Below are 17858 nucleotides of genomic sequence, written 5' to 3' on the forward strand. Positions count from 1 at the left end.
GTACCAGGGGAACGCCGTGGCACACGAATCCTATACCATCCCGTCACCGCACGTGGCTTCGTCCGGCAATGCGCTTGGAGGGGCCGTAACGAGCCCTTCGGCGCAGAATGCGCAGGCGTCACAGCTCCGCGCCGGTTGGGCCTACGGTCTGTTGGCGGCGGTCATCTGGGGTGGATACCTTGCAGTCTCCCGTCACGGCATCGCAGCAGGACTCGGGGCAGCAGACCTCGCGTTCATCCGCTATGGGGTTGCGGGCCCTCTCCTGCTCCCATGGCTGCTGCGCCACTCTCCGTTGACGCTTGCAGGTATTGGGTGGCGCCAAGGTGTCGTGCTCTCCCTTCTTGCGGGTCCGTTGTTCGTGCTCGTCGGCGCCAGCGGTTTCCGCTTTGCTCCACTTGCGCATGGCGCGGTGATTCAACTCGGAACCGTCACGCTGATGAGTGCTGTCCTGGCATGGCTTCTCGTTGGAGAACGCCTGAGTGCGACACGTATACTTGGTCTTGGCATTCTCGTTGCCGGACTAGCAGTGATCGCCGGACCTTCCCTCGTCGCGGGTGGCTCGGACGCTTGGATCGGAGATCTACTCTTTGCCCTCGCTGGTATGATGTGGGCCTTGTTCACCGTCCTGCAGCGTCAGTGGGCGGTGCCGCCGCTCGCGGCAACGGCGGCCGTATCGGTCTTATCGGCAATCATCTATTCGCCGCTCTACTTGTGGCTGCATGGCACCACCGCGCTTCTGCGGGCCGACGCCGTGCTTATTGCCGAACAGATCCTCGTGCAGGGTATTCTCTCCGGCGTCGTCGCACTATTTGCTTTTGGCAGAGCCGTGCAAATCCTTGGTGCTGGCCGCGCCGCCCTTTTCCCCGCTCTGGCGCCAGCGGTAGCAATAATGCTCGGCATCCCGCTTACAGGCGAGATCCCGGACGCTACGCAGATCGCCGGCCTTCTCATACTTTCCGCAGGTTTGGCCATCGCGGTGCGCCGCGACCCCCCCATTCCCTCGACTCACGCTCAACTAGGAGACCCGAAATGACGATCATGCCGGCAACCGAACCCGCTCGCTACCAGTTCGGCGAACTCCTCATCGCCGGGGAATGGCGTGGAGGAAACGCTGGGACCACTTACGCTGACATCGATCCTTACACGGGGCAGACACTGGTCGAGATCGGGCAGGCAGATGCCGGTGACGTCGATGCAGCGTTTGCCGCAGCCGCAGATGCGCAGCGTGGATGGTCGGAAACGACCCCGAGTACACGCGCCGAGGTCCTTCGGCGTGCCGCGGACATCCTAGTTGCCCGGAAGTCGGAGGTCGTCGATTGGCTGATTCGGGAGTCGGGCAGCGTCCGCACGAAGGCCGAACTGGAATGGTCGGCTGTCCGTGCGATCCTCATTGAAGCCTCGACGCTGCCAAGCCACGCCCATGGCCGGATCATCCCCGGCGACATCCCCGGCAAAGAGCATCGCATCTACCGCAAGCCGGTAGGTGTCGTGACCGTGATCAGTCCTTGGAACTGGCCTCTGCACCTATCAAGTCGCGCCGTTGCGCCCGCAATCGCGCTTGGCAACGCGGTTGTACTGAAACCGGCATCCGACACGGCCGTCTCCGGCGGGCTACTTCTGGCTCGGATCCTCGAAGAAGCAGGTTTGCCGCGTGGCGTGCTGAACGTTATCATCGGGGACAACAAGGTAATCGGCGATCTAGTCGTACTGCACCCAGCGTCCCGGGTAATCTCGTTCACGGGCTCGACACCCGTTGGCAGACGCATCGCGGGACTTGCCGCCACAGGGCTCGCGCTGAAGAAGGCGCAACTGGAACTTGGAGGGAATAACCCTCTCGTTGTGCTTGATGACGCCGATTTGGATCAGGCGGTCCGCATCGCGGCTTTCGGCCGTTTCCTTCATCAAGGCGAGCTCTGCGTAAGTGCCAACCGGATTATTGTTGAGGAAGGCCTCTACGATCGCTTCGTCGAGGCGTTCGTCGAACATGTCCGCGGTCTCAGACACGGCAATCCCGACGATCCAGCGACCTCCATTGGACCAATCATCAACCATCGGCAGCTTGCGGGCCTACAGCGCATGATCGAGGAGGCACATGCGGATGACGCGGTGATGCGCTTGGGTGGACCAGCAGAAGGCCTCGTGTTGCCGGCCCACGTTTTCACAGATGTGACCGAACGGGTACGCCTCGGCAAAGATGAAATCTTTGGCCCGATCGCGCCAGTATTGCGCGCACATGACGAAGCGGAGGCCCTCCGTATTGCCAACGATACCGAGTTCGGCCTCTCCAGCGCAGTACTAACGCGAGATCTGGCTCGCGGCGAGCGGTTCGCCCATCGTATGGAGGCCGGCATGACGCACATTAATGACTTGCCCGCCGTTGATCTCGCGAACATGCCTTTTGGAGGCGAGAAGAACTCCGGTCTTGGCCGCTTCGGCGCGGACGGCGTGATCGAGGATTTCACGACGCAGCACTGGATTTCGGTCCAGCACGAACCCCGTTCCTTCCCGTTCTGACCGGCGAGGAGCATCCAATGCCCAAGTCATGGCTCATAACCGGCTGCTCGTCAGGCCTCGGTGCCGCTATCGCCGAGGAAGCGCTTGCGCGAGGCGACAGGGTAGCGCTGACTGCTCGAGATACTGAGAAGCTCACACGGATTGCCGCCCGATATCCGTCGACCACGCTCAGCCTACATCTTGACGTAACCGTACCTGGCAGCGTGGCAGCCGCTATCGCCACTGCCGAGCAGGCGTTCGGGCAACTCGACGTCTTCGTCAATAACGCCGGCTATGGGGTCATCGGCGCGGTCGAGGAGGTGTCGCCAGAGGAATATCGGCAGATGTTCGAAACGAACGTCTTCGGTCTGATCGAGGCAACACGCTTGGCGTTACCTGCACTGCGTCGAAGCCACGGGACCTTCGTCAACATGTCGTCGGGTTCCGGCATCGCGACCCGCGCGGGCTTCGGCCTCTACAGTTCCACCAAGTTCGCGGTCGAGGCGATATCGGAAGCGCTTGCACTCGAAGTGCGCCCCCTAGGCGTCCGCGTGGTGATCGTCGAACCAGGAGCGTTCCGCACGGATTTCCTTGGGCGCTCCATGACGATCGCCGCGACCCGCCTGCCAATCTACGACGAGACCGCCGGCGGCATGAGAACCTTGAGCGAAAGCATGTCGGGAAGTCAGCCCGGAGACCCGGTACGAGCCGCAAAGGTGATCGTTGCTGCGGTCGACGACGAGGCCGCCCCCCTTCGACTGCCGCTTGGTCCGGATGCTCATCGGAACATCAAGGCAAAGCTCGACTGGGTCTCGGCGGACATGGCCGCCTGGGGCGATCGCACCGCCGCGACGAGCTTCGAGCAGCTGGAGGTAAAGACCTAACCGAGGCACTCGTGATCCGCTTTCATCGCAATGGGGGCCCGGCGGCTCTGCGGAGTAACACGGGTGATGTACTGGCTCCGACCCTGGGCGAGTTCGGGGCCACACCGGTGCGCTCGTCAAAATCAAAAAGCCGGCGGCCTTTGCCTCGGCTCCGATTGGGCCTTCTGGAGAATTAGCAATTGGTCGCCACGACGTTCAAAAGCAGCCACTTAGACGCCCCTGCTATTCCCATGTGGATGTCCGGCCGCGACGCTCAGAAGCGTAGCGAATTGTCCAGCGCGACGGAGCTGCCCGTCGACCTCGCCCGCGACATAGCTCACCGGGGACCTCATCGCGAACATCGCAGCGATCAAATGAGTGGCAGTGAACGCTTGTCGCAATGGCTATGATGCAAGTCTCGGACGTCTCGGACGTCTCGAATGTCGCCACTTTTGCGACAGTGGCATGGCGCCAGGCGACGATCGCGAACGTCCGGGTTTGTAGAGCCTAGACGTTCATCAAAGGCGCGTTCCGGTCGATCCCGGGCGGAAAGATAGTCCGGCTGCGGCCCAATGCGGGCGTAAACGCCGTTTGCCGATAATCCCGGTATCAAGCATGAGCATCGACGTTGAAAGAGCAATCTACAACAAGGCGATCGATTTTTGTGAAAACGTACCGGTCGACGGACGAAAGAAGCAGAGATCGTATGTGCTTGCTCCACTATGCTTTCCCATCGCGAAAAGATTTATTACATCGCCTTGCATATAATAAAATAGCGTGACGCTTGAAACTCCAAGTTTTCCCGCTGACGCATGAAATGTCTGGTGGCCGTTGTGCATCAATGTGCCGTTCGATTTTCCAGCACCGTCGAACGCCTGTGTCAAAGCCTGGCTTAAATTGGTACGTTCAGTTCCTTCTACTAGGTTTTTCAAATATGCATTTGCCTGAACTTGCGTCTTGGGATTGGTGATGAGTCCATTGTAAGGAGGAGAATTCTTCAGGTGGATTCTTAAATGACTGGGCATGACCTCTTCTCCGATGATCCTTTGCAGGGATTTGCAATGTTTCATCTTAAATGAACCAGCACGCATTGTATTTAATACCGAATTTCTCAACTAGTACATGATTGGTCTAACTCGTTACCGCTGTAACGAACGGCTAAGGGAAACCCACGAGCATCGCGAACGTATATCTTGAGAGGCAGACGGGGAAACTGAACGCCGGAAGACCTGCTTCCACGTCTGAGGACAACTGATCTTTAGGTTCTTGCCTGATCATTTTCGGCCACACTGACAAAAGGCAGTCATCCCAGCGAGCAACGTCGATAGGCCGCCGAGGCATCCGCGTTCCTACATTTCTCCTCAACTTCACCCAGAATTACCACTCGCGGATGAAGAACGGCAGTAATCGCGCTTAACGGGCGGCGACTTGCCATAAGTAAAACGTTAACCTGAGCGTTCAGATGTGAGCGTTAAAGGACGGGTGGCTTTCTCGATCTGTTGACGTGCTCCCCGTATCGCGCATGTTATAGGTTTTGGACGTCTTGAATGTCGCTACTTTTGCGACAGCGGCATAGCGCCAAGCTACGATCGCGAACGTCTGGGTTTGATGGAAAGCGGTAGTTCGAGAGCCGGACGACACTATGCCAAAGCTATGGCGTCCCGCGGTTGCCAGTAGAACAAGGGCAAGCAGCGTGATCACCGCGCCCATCCTTCAGGCGCTGAATGTCCGCAAGTGGGCGGCAGCCTAACGGCAGCTTCCTGCTTGTGGCAGGGACCCCAACCGTACGACCGATTGCAGATGTGCGAGCTTCGCCAGTTGGTGCCGACAGTCGAACCGCCGGCACAACGTCAACCTACAGCTTGTCCTTCAGTCCCTTAGCGGCGGTGAAGGCTAGCTTCTTCGACGCTGCGATCCTGATCGCTTCACCGGTCGCCGGGTTGCGGCCGTCACGTTCCGGTCGATCCTTAACTGCAAACTTGCCGAAGCCTGGGATCGCGACCTCCTCGCCCTTGGCAACGGCACCGGCAATCTGATCGAACACCGTGTTGATCGCGGTTTTGGCATCTGCTTCGCTTGTGCCGGTCACGCCTGCGACGCCCTTGGCCAGTTCAGTGATGTTCATGCAAGTCTACTCCTTGGAAACCGATGCGACCATTACCCATGACAGGCAACGAGACAACGCCGATACGTCAGACTGGGGGCAGGAGCAGAATCGTACCACCGGGTCAGCGTTGCATTACGCAACCGCGCGCGCAGGCGGTCGTGCTTGCACGAGCAACGGCAGCCAAAGCAGATCGAGGCAAAACTTTCCAATGGCCTTCCGCCAGCAGTTTCAACGGCCGCAACTTGAAAGCACCTGACGTCGATCGAATGGTTTTTGCCCACTACGCTCAGTCCGCTTGCACTCAGCCTTCCTAGGGCCAAAACCCAATCAGGTTATCCTTGGTCATAGCTTCCTGGTTCGCAAATGCGTGACGATGGAGGCAAAAGTTTGCTGTTCTGCTTTTCGGACGAGGCGTGAACGGCGATCGCGCCACATTTGTCGAAGAACCAGCCTCGCGCCCCGCGGGTCGATGACGGACGGCTGATAGCGGGTACACGAGCAGAGCGTCGCGCGAACTCAGCCTACCCGATCAAATCGGCTACGTCGATCAGCACCCGCCTCATCCACGTCCGCGCGATCGCGACGAGCCGCCGTCTACCTGAGTAGCCGAAAGAAGGCCCGCAGTTCAGCCGCCAACAGGTCCGGTTTTTCCAACGCGGCGAAATGCCCGCCGGCCGGCATCTCGGTCCAGCGCCGCACGTCGAAGACACGCTCGACCTGAGAGCGCGGCGGCATGGCGATCTCCTTTGGGAAGACCGAAACGCCAAGCAGCGGTCTGATCCGCTCGCCCGCCTCGAAGACAAGGGGGCGCAACCGGTTCTCCTTTTAGAGTCTGAGCGATCCGGTCATGGGCTCGCCGAACCAGTAGATGGAGATGTCGGTAAGCACGTCGTCGAGCGAGATCACGCTCTCGGGGTCGCCGTTGCAGCCGCAATGCGAGCGCCGCTCAAAAGCGACGCATCTGGCCAAGCCCAACCCCGAGTTAAGGTAATTTTCTCACTAGAAAGCAAATGTTGCCATCGGCAGGTGACAGAACTATCTCCAATAATTGATGACGACCGTTCGATCTTTCAGCAGCCCCTATGTGCTTACGGAGCGCCGTATCGGTGCGTGGCAGCGGGATGGTCGGGGTGAGGGTGACGGCGCTGGCTATCAAGCGTGGCTTACCGTGCGGAACGTCAAGTCACGCGGACGTAAGCACCGCATGCGGGGCATTCTTCACGACCGTGTGCTGCATCTCATGTCGGACCTAGAGCGGAATGCAGTCCTTCACTTCGAGAGGCAGGGGGAGGTCGTGGATATCAGGGAGCAGTTTCCCCTCGACCGGGGAATTACCCGCGCTATCGCTAATTCTATGGGGGTTCGTCATCCAACCGATCCCGCCTCCAAGGTCCAGATCGTTATGACGACGGACCTCCTGATCACCTGCCGACCCACCAACGGACCACTCGTGTCTCGCGCCTTCTCCATAAAGGAAGGAAAGGATCTGTTGAGCACCCGGGTGATGGAAAAGCAGGAGATTGAACGGAGATACTGGCAGCGTCTGGGCGTCAGCTGGAATTTGATGTTGGACAACATCCTGCGCGACGGTCCGCGCTTCGAAGCAATTCGATGGATTCGTGATTGGTTTTACGTCGATGGGGTCGGTGGACACGACCCCCGGTGCTGGAATCGCCGCCGTCGGCGGGTCCTAGAGGCACTTTCGGTTGCAGACGGAACGACACTGGGTGAGTTCACGGCCTCCGTCAGTGCAGGTGGTGGCTTCGCCGCCGGAGAGGTTCTGTCGACGCTTCGGCATTTGGCCGCTCGACGGCTGGTTGGCTTCGACCCGTCGCTGGGCGTGCCCACCCTTTCCTCGCCTCTCAGTCGTTTCCAGCCCCTCGACCGTCCCCACTCCCTCGGCAGTCACTGGAGTCTGGCCGCATGAAGCTAAGGCGAGGGGACATGTTCGGCCCGCGTTCGGATGATCGACAGCCCGGCAGCGAGATGAACCGCGAGCTTGTCGTCTGGATCGACGAGCATCGGAATCTCATCGGGCTTATGCATCTCAAGAGGGACCGGTACCCTCGGTTGGCTCTTCTATCCGATATCACGCCGACGGTAGCATGTATCGACATCGTCCTTGAAGACAGCGCGCGCATCCGCCCGCGGTGGCTCGACCCCGAGATCACCGAGGATGAACGGGAAGACATCAAGCGGCGGATGGACGCGATTGCGCCCTTGGTCTCCGACGAGCCCGCCATCTTCGATCCCGCCGCGCGGGGAAAACTGATCGGGCAGCGCCACCGCGAAACCGGTATCTCACGAAACTCCCTCAAGCACTGGCTGCACGCCTTTTTCCGCTATGGACAATGCGCCAACGCCTTGAGGAACCACTACGATCGGTGCGGTCGAAAGAAGGGCCCGGCCAAAGAGGGATGGGCGAAAATCGGCCGGCCGGTCGATCGGGACACGGATCGAAAGGGCCACGAACCGGTTACCGTCGCCCTCATCCGTGAGTTCGAAAATGCGGTCGTGCGGGAACGCAAGTTTGCCGGAGACGCGTTCAGGATCTCCGGTGCCCACACTCGTTGGCATGACGAGAACTGCTACGACATCTCTGAGGATGCGGGAAGGCTCAGGAGCTCTTTAAAGGCAAAATATGCCAATATCGATCCTGCAGATTACGAGCAGTTCAGGAGATGGTATCACTCTAACGACAAAGCTGAGGAGACAGCGCGGCACCTTCTCAGCGATCCAATTTACGAAAAGGACAACCGTGCTATCACCAGCACTTCGACCGCGGAGACTTCGGGGCCCGGGTCGCGTCTTCAGATCGATGCTTCTGAAGTCAACTTCGCGCTAGGCTCGACGCTTAACCGTCACCGGTTGGTAGGCCGTCCGTATATCTACTTCGTGCGAGATGTTTGGAGCCGCTACATCTGCGGCTACTACCTCGGCTTCCAGCCTCCCTCGATGGTCGCGGCTTCGCTCGCGCTTATGAGTGCGTTCACGCGCAAGGACGCCGTTTTGAGAAAGTTTGACTTCGATCCCGTCGTAGACGCCTGGGACTGGCACTACGTCGGTGGTTCGCTTCTGCACGATGGCGGCGAACTTAGGGGTCATCAAGGCGACTGGCTGGTGGGCGAAACCTCGATGACGTTCGAGCAGACCGCGTGCGACCGCGGCGATCTGAAAGGCGCAGTCGAGACGCTGTTCCACTGGTCGGATGTCAAATGGTCCAGCAAGGTACCCGGTCGACGGCCCGATCCCCGTTACAGGGGTCGAGGCCGCACGCCGGACGACATCGCTCTCGCGCACGCCGGCAAGCTGAAGACCGTGTTCGAGTTCGAGCGGGAGGTCATCCTCTTCATTCTGCGCTTCAACGGCCACGTCTTAAAGGGCTACGACGCTGATCCCGACATGGTGGCGGCCGGCATCCCTCGGGTGCCATCGGAAATGCTTCACTGGGGAATCGAGCACCGTGGCGCGCCGCGCTCCTTCGATGATGAAGTGGTACGCTTTATGCTGATGCCGCGCGCCGACGTCAGTATCTACCCGAATGGCATTGAGTTTCAGAATGTCCGATTTACCTGCCTTGAGCTCCGTCCGCTTCAGGCAAGGGCTGCTGCTAGTGGTCGTAAAATCCGGGCCACGATCTCATACGACTTCAAGGGCGACGCCGTTTATTGGCATGACCCTTCCGCTCCAAATGGGTTTCGCCGCTGCGCGCGGGCCGATGCGCACCGGTGGGTCGACGGATTGTTGTTCGAAGAAATTGCCGAATTCGAGGCTGAGCGCAACAGGCTAGAGCAGGATAAGATCGTAGAGGAACGACGCGTCCGAGCCGAGGATGCGGCACGCGATAGAGCCGAGGCCGCACGCCGTGCTGCGGAACCATTGCCTCTCCTGCCGGCACAGACCCGTCCCGAGGCCAGGAAGGCCAAGACGCAGGCCCGTGCCAACGAGCTCGATGCCGAACTAAAGGAGAAGTTTGGCTCCCTTTTAGAAGGCGCGTCAGAGGTTGCCATCCCGAAGCCGGGTGGAGTGGTCGTTCCTATCAGAGCCGTCACAACTCGCAACTTCGCGGTTCCCAGTGTGGAGGATATCGAAGATGACGACGAGTGAGACCGTGCGGGGGGTGCCGATCCCAGAATACGCCGGCAATCCCTTCATCGAACGGCTGCCGCCGATTCTGAGCGCGAGAGCCCTTCAGCAGACGTTCGACCGGCCGCCGGTGCGCGAGGAGCACGACACGAGACGGCCAGCTGAGGAGCGTCTCCATGTCGCGCTTCGCCTGCTGCACTATTCGCAGCCCACCGCCACCGGGCGCGAATTGGCGCGGCGTGTCGAACAGATGATCTATCAGGGTTACATCGGTCGCAACCCGCGGACTTCAGACTGGATGCGACTGGTGCAAACCTGCGGACGCCGCGAGGTTGCAGCGAAGGCTGAGAAGACGCCTGCACGCAACGTGAAGGCCACGGAAGTTCTTGGTGACCTTATTCCTCTATGTGACACCTCCACCTCGATGCTCGTGGCCGGCGTGCCCGGCGTTGGAAAGACCCATAGCGTCGTGGTGGCATTGAGCCGGTTCAAGCAGGTGATCTATCACACGTCTCCGTTCGCGCTGGCGCAGATCGTTTGGCTACGCGTAGAGTGTCCACCAACAGGCTCGCTGGCAGCGCTGTGCACGTTCTTCTTCGCCGCAGTGGACAAGGCGCTGCATGCTGCCGGCGTCTCATCCACACTGGAGAAAGAGTACAAGCGGGCCAGCCTTGCTGCCTCACTAGCCGGAATGGCGCGCGTAGCGAATCTCCATGCGATCGGCTGCCTCGTAATCGACGAGATCCAGAACGTGAAGAAGGCTCACGGCGAGGTCAGTGAACTGCTTAATTTTCTCGTCACGCTTCGCAATACGATTGGGATCCCGATCGTGATGGTCGGCACCACGTCGTCGCTGCGCGTGGTTCAACGTAGCTTCCACGACGCCAGGCGCGGCGACGGATTCGGTTCAATGCAGTTCGATAGGATGCCGCCGGCATCACCTGAAGATACAGAGAATGACGTTGGCACCAATGCGGTGGACATTCCCGACGAGAAGACGGTGGCCAAGGTTTATGGCGCGGAGTTTGAAGGCTTCGCCACACGCATGTGGCAGCACCAGTACACCAACGTCTTCACGCCGGCGTCACCCCCTCTTCTTAACGCGCTCTACGAGGAGACTCAGGGCGTTGCCGACCTCATGGTCAAGCTGTTCCTTCTCCTACAACTTCACCTCATCTCGACGCCTGGCCGAGCTTCTGAAGTGATCACGCCGGAACTCATTCGTAGTGTCGCCGATCAGAAGTTCAATTCCGTACGCCCCTACATTCGTGCGCTTAGGAACAATGACTGGAAGGCCCTCGAGAAATTCGAGGACTTTATCGACTACGGCAAGTGGTTCGCGTCGCAGATCCGCGGCATCGTCGCCGGTGAGCAGCAGCCGGTGCAAGCCGAGACGCATGGCGAAATGCGTCTTCCGCCAATGATCGTCGATGGGTCGATCGACCGGAAGTCGGTCGAGGCGATCGTCGCCGGTTTTGGCGTAGGTCCGAAGGACATCGAGCGTGTCGTTGCGAAGCATGCGGTGCTGATCGAGACTGGTAACATCACGGGTCTTGTTGACGGCCTGCGTGCGGATCTGGTCGCGCGTCAAGCCCAGGGAAAGGATCGACCGAAGCGCGGGCCGAAGGCTCCCGCAATCGATGGTGATCTTCGAGCTCTGGCCGAAGGAGCAAAGGACGGGGACGAGGTAGCCAAGCGTCTTGGCCTATCCGCGCTCGACAGCGCCCTCGCTCCCTGAAAATGCCGTTGCCCGCGTTCTTCCCCTGCGTCAGGCCGGGCGAGCTCATCTATAGCGCCTTAGCTCGCCATTCAGTGGCCATGGGTGCGCTCGGTCCTAAGGGGGTGATGTCCGCATTGTTCGGCAAGGCCAACGCAATCGCAACGATGGACCTGCCTAACAACCTTGGTGCCCTGGTGGAAAGATTACCTCCGGGTCTTGGGATCGACGCCGAAACACTAGCGTGGGAGCATACGCTTTTCCCATATTACGCTCGCTTCCAGCAACCGGACGTTGCCCATCGCGCGCTTCACGCAATGGTGAATTCCGGGGGTGCCATCCATCTGATGCTTGGAATCAACACCTTCAGAACAGGTCGCCCCAGTCACCTACAGTTCTGCGCCGCGTGCTCGGAGGGCATGCTGATCGAGTTCGGTTCCCTCCACTGGCGATGTGCTCACCAATTGCCTGGGGTCCTAGTTTGCCCGGATCATGGAGAAATTCTCCGTCGCAGTAGTGTCCGCCTTGTCGCTAATAACCGTCACGAATTCATTGCGGCGTCGGAGGAGACCTGCGCGTCTGGTGGGGAGCCGCTGGTCGCCACCCTGGATGACGATGAGATTGCGGGCGCGGTCGCCATCGCCCGAGCCTCCGCAGCGTTATTGTGGCGTCCGACAACGCCCCGGTTAGGTGTCGAACTCCTTTCTGAATATCACGACGCCCTGCGAGCGGCGGGCTTGATGAAGGGGCGATTCAAGGTCAACCAGAGAGAGCTGGCATTCCGCCTCGAGCAGCATTGGGGAAAACTACTGGATCAGTTCGACGGTGTCCGCCTCAAGGACTGCAACGAGTCCTGGCTTGCTTCCTTGGTTCGCACGTCGAAAGGTGCGCAGCCGCCCCTCCAGCACTTGCTCCTGCAGATCTTCCTAGAGGCTCAACCTGCGGTGCCGCCCTCACCCACCCGAATCAACACGCCTAGGCACCGGCCATTCAGGGCCGGAAGAGCGAAGCCGGCAATCGAAACCCGCCTCGATTGGCAGACCATCGATGCCTCTTATGCGCGTGAACTCCGACGAGGCGCTTCAGCGATCTATAAGATGGAACCCCCCAGCAGAGTGACACTGGCAGCGGTCGAAAGGCTTATAGGACGTCGAGACTGGCTATCAAAGCGAAGGCGAAAGTTACCCCGTTCGTGCGCCGCAACTCTGAAGATCCAGGAGAGCGTAAGATCATTCCAAATGCGGCGCCTGCGCTGGCACGGCGCTCTGTGCCGCGCGGAAGGTTTGTTTGATCCATGGATCCTTCTGAGACGCGCAGGTCTCAGGGAGTCATTGATTCAAGCCGCTAGAGAGGAGTTGGGTCCGCTAGACATCGTTCCTATCCTTCAAGCCGCCGCGTAGCAAAACAAGGCTAGCTGCCCCACTCGGCGAACGCTTGCGTTCCAAGCGTGTTGTGCAGCAGATAAATTTTTCTGAGTCTGAACGCTAGTTGCGTCTTATGCTCCGCTCCAAACTAGAAGCCTCACGGAGAACAAATTGGTGAGCCACTCTCATATTCGAGACGAATGGGCGTTGGCAATGCCTGTATAGTTATCTGGGTCAACTCCAATCCTGGAGCTGCTCAACATCTCACGTGCTAGTATGTCCCAAACTTCCTGCTTGAGACCAGCCACGACCTTCCCACGGTAATCGGCGACCGGGTGCAGCTGCAGCAGGTGATCGTGAACCTTGTGCTGAACAGCGCGCAAGCTCTGGCTCAGGCCGGAATGTCTAACGGACACATTTCTCTTACTACGGAGGAGGACAAGGATGGCCTCATCTTCGAGATCGAGGATGATGGTCCGGGCATCGCGGACGAGAACATCGATCACATCTTCGACGGCCCCTTCACGACGAAGGAGGAAGGGATGGGGGTCGGGCTGGTCATCTGTCAGTCGATCGTCGCCTCGCATGGGGGCAGCATCGCAGCCTCGAACGAGTCGGAAGGCGGAGCCCGCTTCCGCCTGTGGCTTCCCTCCACGACGCTGGCTTCCCGACAGCCGACCTCCGTGATCCGAGACAGCGGAAGCGCCTCTGAACGCTATCATCCGGTATCGCAGGAGTTGGATAGACCTGACAGACGCCGCGGCTCAGACGTTCCTGCGGCCGACAGCGCCAGGAGGTGACCGGTGAGCACGGCCCTGCGGCGAAACGTGCGCGATCCCCGCTCATGGGTGCAGGGTTGAGAATCGGTCTAGTCGCCGATCGCAGACCGGCGTCCAAGTTTATCCTTTTGCCACGAAGCGTGTCGTCGCGCCGGCTGTGATCCCGCTTCGCAGGTCGTGTGACGGACGCCCCGCTAATCGTCGAACACCCGTCACACCACCTTCGGGCTATCATCGGGGAAACGGAGAAGACGCATGCACATCCACACGCTGGCGCTGATCGCAGGCCTTACGCTCGCCGCACCGTCCGTTGCGCAGGAACGCGGCGCCGAATGGCATTCCTCCGCCTACGGGGCGACCGACGAGATCGGCGCGGCCAATCTTCTGTCGCCCGAGATCGTTCTGCAGGCGAGCAGGCTCGTCCGCACGGGCAAGGTCTATCCGCTCGCCGTGCCGATCGACAAGCACCTGCCGGCCTATCGTCATCGCAGCTTCCACCTCTACAACGTCCAGCCCGAGGAGGCTGGCGGTAAGACGAGTGGCCCCAACAAGTTCACGCTCAACGACGAACTCGTGAACGGCTGGACCGGCGTCGGCACCCAGCTCAACGGGCTCGGTCACATCGGCATCGACAACGTCTACTACAACGGCAACCGAGCGCGCGACTTCGTTACGACCGAGGGCGTCACCAAGCTGGGGATCGAGAAGGTGCCGCCGATGGTCACGCGCGGCGTCGTGCTCGACATGGTCGCCCACTACGGGCAGCCGGTCGTCGCCGCCGGCACCGAGTTCGGCGTCGCCGATCTGAAGGCCGTGCTGAAGAAGGAAAACCTAACTCTGCGAAAGGGCGACGTGGTGCTGTTCAACACCGGCTGGCTTGAATTGATCGGCAAGGACGACGAGAAGTTCCTGAAGGTCGAGCCCGGCATCGGCATGGAGGCCGCCGAATGGCTCGCCGCGCAGGGCATCGTCGCGTTCGGCGGCGACACCTGGGCGACGGAGATCTACCCGGCCAAGGACGGCCGGGAGTTTCCGGTCAACCAGTTCATGCTGGCAAAGAAGGGCATCTACAATCTGGAACTGATCGACAGCCGCGCGCTGGTGCGGGACAATGCCTACGAGTTCATGTTCGTGCTGGGCCAGCCGCTCTACAAGGGTTCGACCCAGGTCAACGTCAATCCGGTGGCAATCCGCTAGGCGGCCGCGTGGGTTCCATCTTCGGCCATGAAGGCCCGGAGCCGGGGCACGAAGAAGTCGAGGAACACCTTGACCCGCATCGGCAGCCGCTGCGGACCAAGGTAGAGCGCGGCGACCTGCTCCTCGTCGCCGACCCCGGCCGCGGCGAGCACCTCGACCAGCCGGCCGGCAGCGATGTCCGCACGGGCGTGATAGTCCCCGAGGCGCGCCAGCCCGACACCGGCGACCGCCAGCCGGCGGACCGTCTCGCCGTTGTTGGCGAGCAGCGTGCCGGCCACCATCCGGTCGACGATGCGGCCCCCGGTGCGCATCGGCCAGACCGGTTGGGCGCGCTGGAAGTTGAAGCCCAGACAGTTGTGATCATCGAGGTCGTCCACAGTCTCCGGTATGCCCATCCGCTCGAGATAGTCAGGCGCCGCGACGATCATGCGTCGGGCGTTGCCGATCCTGCGCGACGTCAGCGATGAGTCCGCCAACCCGCCGACCCGGAAGGCGATGTCGGTTCGCTCCAGATAGAGATCGGCCATCTCGTCCGACAGCGACAGGTCCACGACGATGCCGGGATGCGCGCGCCAGAAGGCGGGCAGGAGCGGCTCGATCGCGATCGTGCCGAACGCGACGGACGCGTTGATGCGCACGGTGCCGCTCGCGCCTGCGCTGCCGGCCGCGAGATCGCGTTCGAGTTCCTCGAGATCGGTCAGCATGCGCCGGGCACGCTCGTTGTAGAGGTGGCCTTCGGTGGTCAGCGACAGGCGACGGGTCGATCGCTCGACCAGTCGTACGCCCAGGCGGACCTCGAGGCGTGCGACGAGCTTGGACACCGTGGACGGCGTCATGACGAGGCGCCGCGCGGCCGCGGAGAAGCTGCCGGCCTCCACGACCGCCACGAACACCTGCATCTCACCCGCACGATTGTCCATGTGAAGCCACCCAACTAGTGAAACCAGTTCCAAACTTATGTGGAACCGCAGCGGATTATCAATCACCAAGCGCAGGGCCACATCCGGTCCTTCAGGACGGATCGATCGAGACCGTAATCACCAACCGTCCCAAGGAGGCACCATGGATCTGCAACTCACCGGCAAGACCGCCCTCGTCACGGGATCCACCGCGGGTATAGGCCTGGAGATCGCGCGTCGACTCTCGTCCGAAGGCGCGGACGTGGTCATCAGCGGTCGCGACCAGGCCAAGCTCGACGCCGCCTCGCAGGAGGTAGGTGCGCGTGGCGTGCTCGCCGACGTCGCGACCGCAGAGGGTGCCGCGGCGATCGTCGCAGCCGTCCCGGACATCGACATCCTCGTGAACAACCTGGGCATCTACGAATCCAAGCCGTTCGCTGAAATCACCGACGACGACTGGCGCCGCTTCTTCGAGGTGAACGTGCTGTCAGGAGCGCGCCTATCGCGCGCCTACTTCCCGGGCATGCTGGCACGCGACTGGGGCCGCGTGATCTTCATCGCAAGCGAGTCCGGGGTGATGGTTCCACCCGACATGATCCACTACGGCATGACCAAGACCGCGCAGCTCGCGATCTCGCGCGGCCTCGCGGGTCTTACCAAGGGAACACGGGTGACGGTGAACACCATCATGCCCGGCACTACGCGCTCGGAAGGCATCGTCGACTTCCTTAAGAGCGTCGCCGCGGATCCGAACGCCCCCGCCGCGGAAATCGAGCGCGCCTTCTTCGCGAAAGACCGTGCGACGTCGCTCATCCAGCGTATGATCGAACCCGAGGAGATCGCGGCGCTCGTCGCCTATGTGGCCAGCCCGCTGTCGTCGGCCACCAACGGCGCCGCACTGCGCGTCGATGGCGGCATCACGCCCACCATCGTCTGACAACGGGTGGCGTCGGATCGGACCGGGTCGCTTGTCGACGCGGCGCCATACCTGTCCGCAGCCATTCGGGTCGCAGGTGCGCGAACCGACAAAATGAAGATTCGGATGTCGTGGCAATCGTCAGTGATACGATGATGGGAGATCAGCCGGGTCGGGAGCGCCTCAGCCGACAGCATCATGAACTCCGGCAGCCACGCACCCGACGGCGACTTTGCCGTCCAGGGCGTTGCGCTACCGGGCGGGGGCCAGTGCCACAATCCGGTGGCGCCGGGAAGCGGTTTCAAGAGCTGGACTGCGCTTATCTCGACCGAAGTTACCTCCTCTAAATCGTGATCACTAGAGTCGGGTCGAACGCGGGGTTCTCCACGCTGCCGCCTTTCCTCTTAGGCCCATACCCTTGGGGGTTGCAGACAACCCGGGTGTTACAGGCCTGATAATCGCATCCGGTGTGCGTGTGTCCGTGGATCCATAGGGCTGCCCCGCCCCCTTCGACCAGGCCGGAGAAATCCGACGCGAAGGCAGGCGTAAGCGGGTCAACTCGATACATCGTCGCTACCGAGCGGGGATGCGGCAGATGATGCGTAACGACGACGGTTGGTAGGTGGCATGGCTCAGCCAGCCGGTCGGCGAGCCATGACCGGGATGTAACGTGCCACCTAACCGTATTCTCAGCTGTAAGGCTGGGACCTCCCTCGATTGGGTAGATATACCGAAAGTCGTTCATTCGGCCGGCGGCTACGCTCATCGACGCAGAAGGCGTGCCGTGGATTGCAAAGTCGGTCCACAGCGTGGCGCCGAGGAAACGGATGCCAGCGATCTCAATCTCGTCGTCCATTAGCATGTGAACCCCTAGGTTCGCCGCAACCAACCGAGCCCGGGTTGCTTCTTGGTCAACGCCGAAGTGTCCCCGCGTTGCATACCACTCGTGATTTCCGGGCACGAAGACGACTGGACGACCATCTGCAAGCTCCGCCAGGCGCTCTACTGAGCGCGTGCATGGTGAATCAATGTCTCCAGCAGCCACGATGACATCGGTCCCGTGCGGCGGCTGCGGAAGGGTCCACAGGCTTTGCTCTGCGTGCAAATCCGAGAAAATCCACAGCTTCGTCACGCGTTTTTCCTCGTCCAGTTCGGTCTGTTCCTCGCACAAATCGTGAGGCCGTTCGATATTCCGGAACTACACGCCTGAGCAACTCGACCCACAAGCAGCCGCTTATGAGGTACGCGCGGCGTTCCGAAACCGGACGGTCGTTCATCTAACGATGTACTGCTTTATCATACCCTCAGGAAGGCCGGGTCCAGCGCAGAGCTCTGAACGACGTCTCGGTTCAAAAATAGGAGACGTTTACGAGTTGGTTGGAGGCGAACCCGAACACCTAAAGACGTCGAAAGGATTGCAATCGAAACGGCCTATCG

At 60.7% G+C, this 17858-nt stretch carries 15 protein-coding genes; 10 read left to right on the top strand and 5 right to left on the bottom strand.

Annotated elements, in window-relative coordinates; all coding sequences use genetic code 11:
• Nucleotides 1–16: 16 nt before the first annotated feature.
• The 3 genes from ACFSGX_RS12470 to ACFSGX_RS12480 are packed head-to-tail and all read left to right on the top strand — an operon-like array spanning nt 17 to nt 3377.
• Entirely contained in the window at nt 17–1033 is a 1017-nt protein-coding gene (locus ACFSGX_RS12470; RefSeq protein ID WP_380930343.1) for a DMT family transporter, read from the top strand.
• Nucleotides 1030–2514, top strand: coding sequence for an aldehyde dehydrogenase family protein (locus ACFSGX_RS12475; protein ID WP_380930345.1), 1485 nt, complete (start codon nt 1030–1032; stop codon nt 2512–2514). The genes ACFSGX_RS12470 and ACFSGX_RS12475 overlap by 4 nt, the downstream gene beginning before the upstream one ends.
• Nucleotides 2515–2531: 17 nt before the next feature.
• Nucleotides 2532–3377, top strand: a complete 846-nt coding sequence (locus ACFSGX_RS12480; RefSeq protein ID WP_380930347.1) for an oxidoreductase — start codon at nt 2532–2534, stop codon at nt 3375–3377.
• A 620-nt stretch (nt 3378–3997) separates the two neighbouring features.
• Here the strand turns inward: ACFSGX_RS12480 and ACFSGX_RS12485 are convergent.
• From ACFSGX_RS12485 to ACFSGX_RS12495, 3 genes are all read right to left on the bottom strand, one after another.
• On the bottom strand, nt 3998–4447 hold the full coding sequence (locus ACFSGX_RS12485; RefSeq protein ID WP_380930349.1) for a hypothetical protein: 450 nt from the start codon (nt 4445–4447) through the stop codon (nt 3998–4000).
• 764 nt (nt 4448–5211) lie between these two features.
• Nucleotides 5212–5481 carry an HU family DNA-binding protein gene (locus ACFSGX_RS12490; RefSeq protein WP_380930351.1) on the bottom strand — a complete coding sequence of 90 codons (270 nt, stop codon included), beginning with the start codon at nt 5479–5481 and terminating at the stop codon, nt 5212–5214.
• Nucleotides 5482–6057: 576 nt separating this feature from the next.
• Nucleotides 6058–6276, bottom strand: coding sequence for an alpha/beta fold hydrolase (locus ACFSGX_RS12495; protein ID WP_380930352.1), 219 nt, complete (start codon nt 6274–6276; stop codon nt 6058–6060).
• Between the two features lie 238 nt (nt 6277–6514).
• Between ACFSGX_RS12495 and ACFSGX_RS12500 the strand changes: the two genes are divergently transcribed.
• From ACFSGX_RS12500 to ACFSGX_RS12525, 6 genes are all read left to right on the top strand, one after another.
• Nucleotides 6515–7390: a TnsA endonuclease N-terminal domain-containing protein gene (locus ACFSGX_RS12500; protein ID WP_380930778.1), complete on the top strand. Its 876-nt coding sequence runs from the start codon at nt 6515–6517 to the stop codon at nt 7388–7390.
• Between the two features lie 17 nt (nt 7391–7407).
• Nucleotides 7408–9570 carry a hypothetical protein gene (locus tag ACFSGX_RS12505; protein ID WP_380930354.1) on the top strand — a complete coding sequence of 721 codons (2163 nt, stop codon included), beginning with the start codon at nt 7408–7410 and terminating at the stop codon, nt 9568–9570.
• Complete coding sequence (locus ACFSGX_RS12510) at nt 9557–11287, top strand: ATP-binding protein (RefSeq protein WP_380930356.1); 1731 nt, start codon at nt 9557–9559, stop codon at nt 11285–11287. The genes ACFSGX_RS12505 and ACFSGX_RS12510 overlap by 14 nt, the downstream gene beginning before the upstream one ends.
• 2 nt (nt 11288–11289) lie before the next feature.
• A complete protein-coding gene (locus tag ACFSGX_RS12515; RefSeq protein WP_380930358.1) occupies nt 11290–12666 on the top strand; it encodes a TnsD family Tn7-like transposition protein in 1377 nt (458 codons plus the stop codon).
• A gap of 299 nt (nt 12667–12965) precedes the next feature.
• Nucleotides 12966–13430, top strand: coding sequence for a sensor histidine kinase (locus ACFSGX_RS12520; RefSeq protein WP_380930359.1), 465 nt, complete (start codon nt 12966–12968; stop codon nt 13428–13430).
• A 234-nt stretch (nt 13431–13664) separates the two neighbouring features.
• Nucleotides 13665–14606, top strand: a complete 942-nt coding sequence (locus tag ACFSGX_RS12525; RefSeq protein WP_380930360.1) for a cyclase family protein — start codon at nt 13665–13667, stop codon at nt 14604–14606.
• Here the strand turns inward: ACFSGX_RS12525 and ACFSGX_RS12530 are convergent.
• Nucleotides 14603–15526 carry a LysR family transcriptional regulator gene (locus ACFSGX_RS12530; RefSeq protein ID WP_380930362.1) on the bottom strand — a complete coding sequence of 308 codons (924 nt, stop codon included), beginning with the start codon at nt 15524–15526 and terminating at the stop codon, nt 14603–14605. The two genes, ACFSGX_RS12525 and ACFSGX_RS12530, sit on opposite strands and share 4 nt — an antisense overlap.
• Nucleotides 15527–15668: 142 nt before the next feature.
• On the opposite strand from ACFSGX_RS12530, the gene ACFSGX_RS12535 reads away from it, so the two are divergent.
• Entirely contained in the window at nt 15669–16442 is a 774-nt protein-coding gene (locus tag ACFSGX_RS12535; protein ID WP_380930363.1) for an SDR family NAD(P)-dependent oxidoreductase, read from the top strand.
• Between the two features lie 322 nt (nt 16443–16764).
• Here the strand turns inward: ACFSGX_RS12535 and ACFSGX_RS12540 are convergent, their stop codons facing one another.
• Nucleotides 16765–17553: a metallophosphoesterase gene (locus ACFSGX_RS12540; protein ID WP_380930365.1), complete on the bottom strand. Its 789-nt coding sequence runs from the start codon at nt 17551–17553 to the stop codon at nt 16765–16767.
• Between the last annotated feature and the right edge of the window lie 305 nt (nt 17554–17858).

This window comes from Sphingomonas arantia (genome assembly GCF_042682045.1).
In the GTDB taxonomy this organism is placed as follows: Bacteria; Pseudomonadota; Alphaproteobacteria; order Sphingomonadales; family Sphingomonadaceae; genus Sphingomonas_R; species Sphingomonas_R arantia.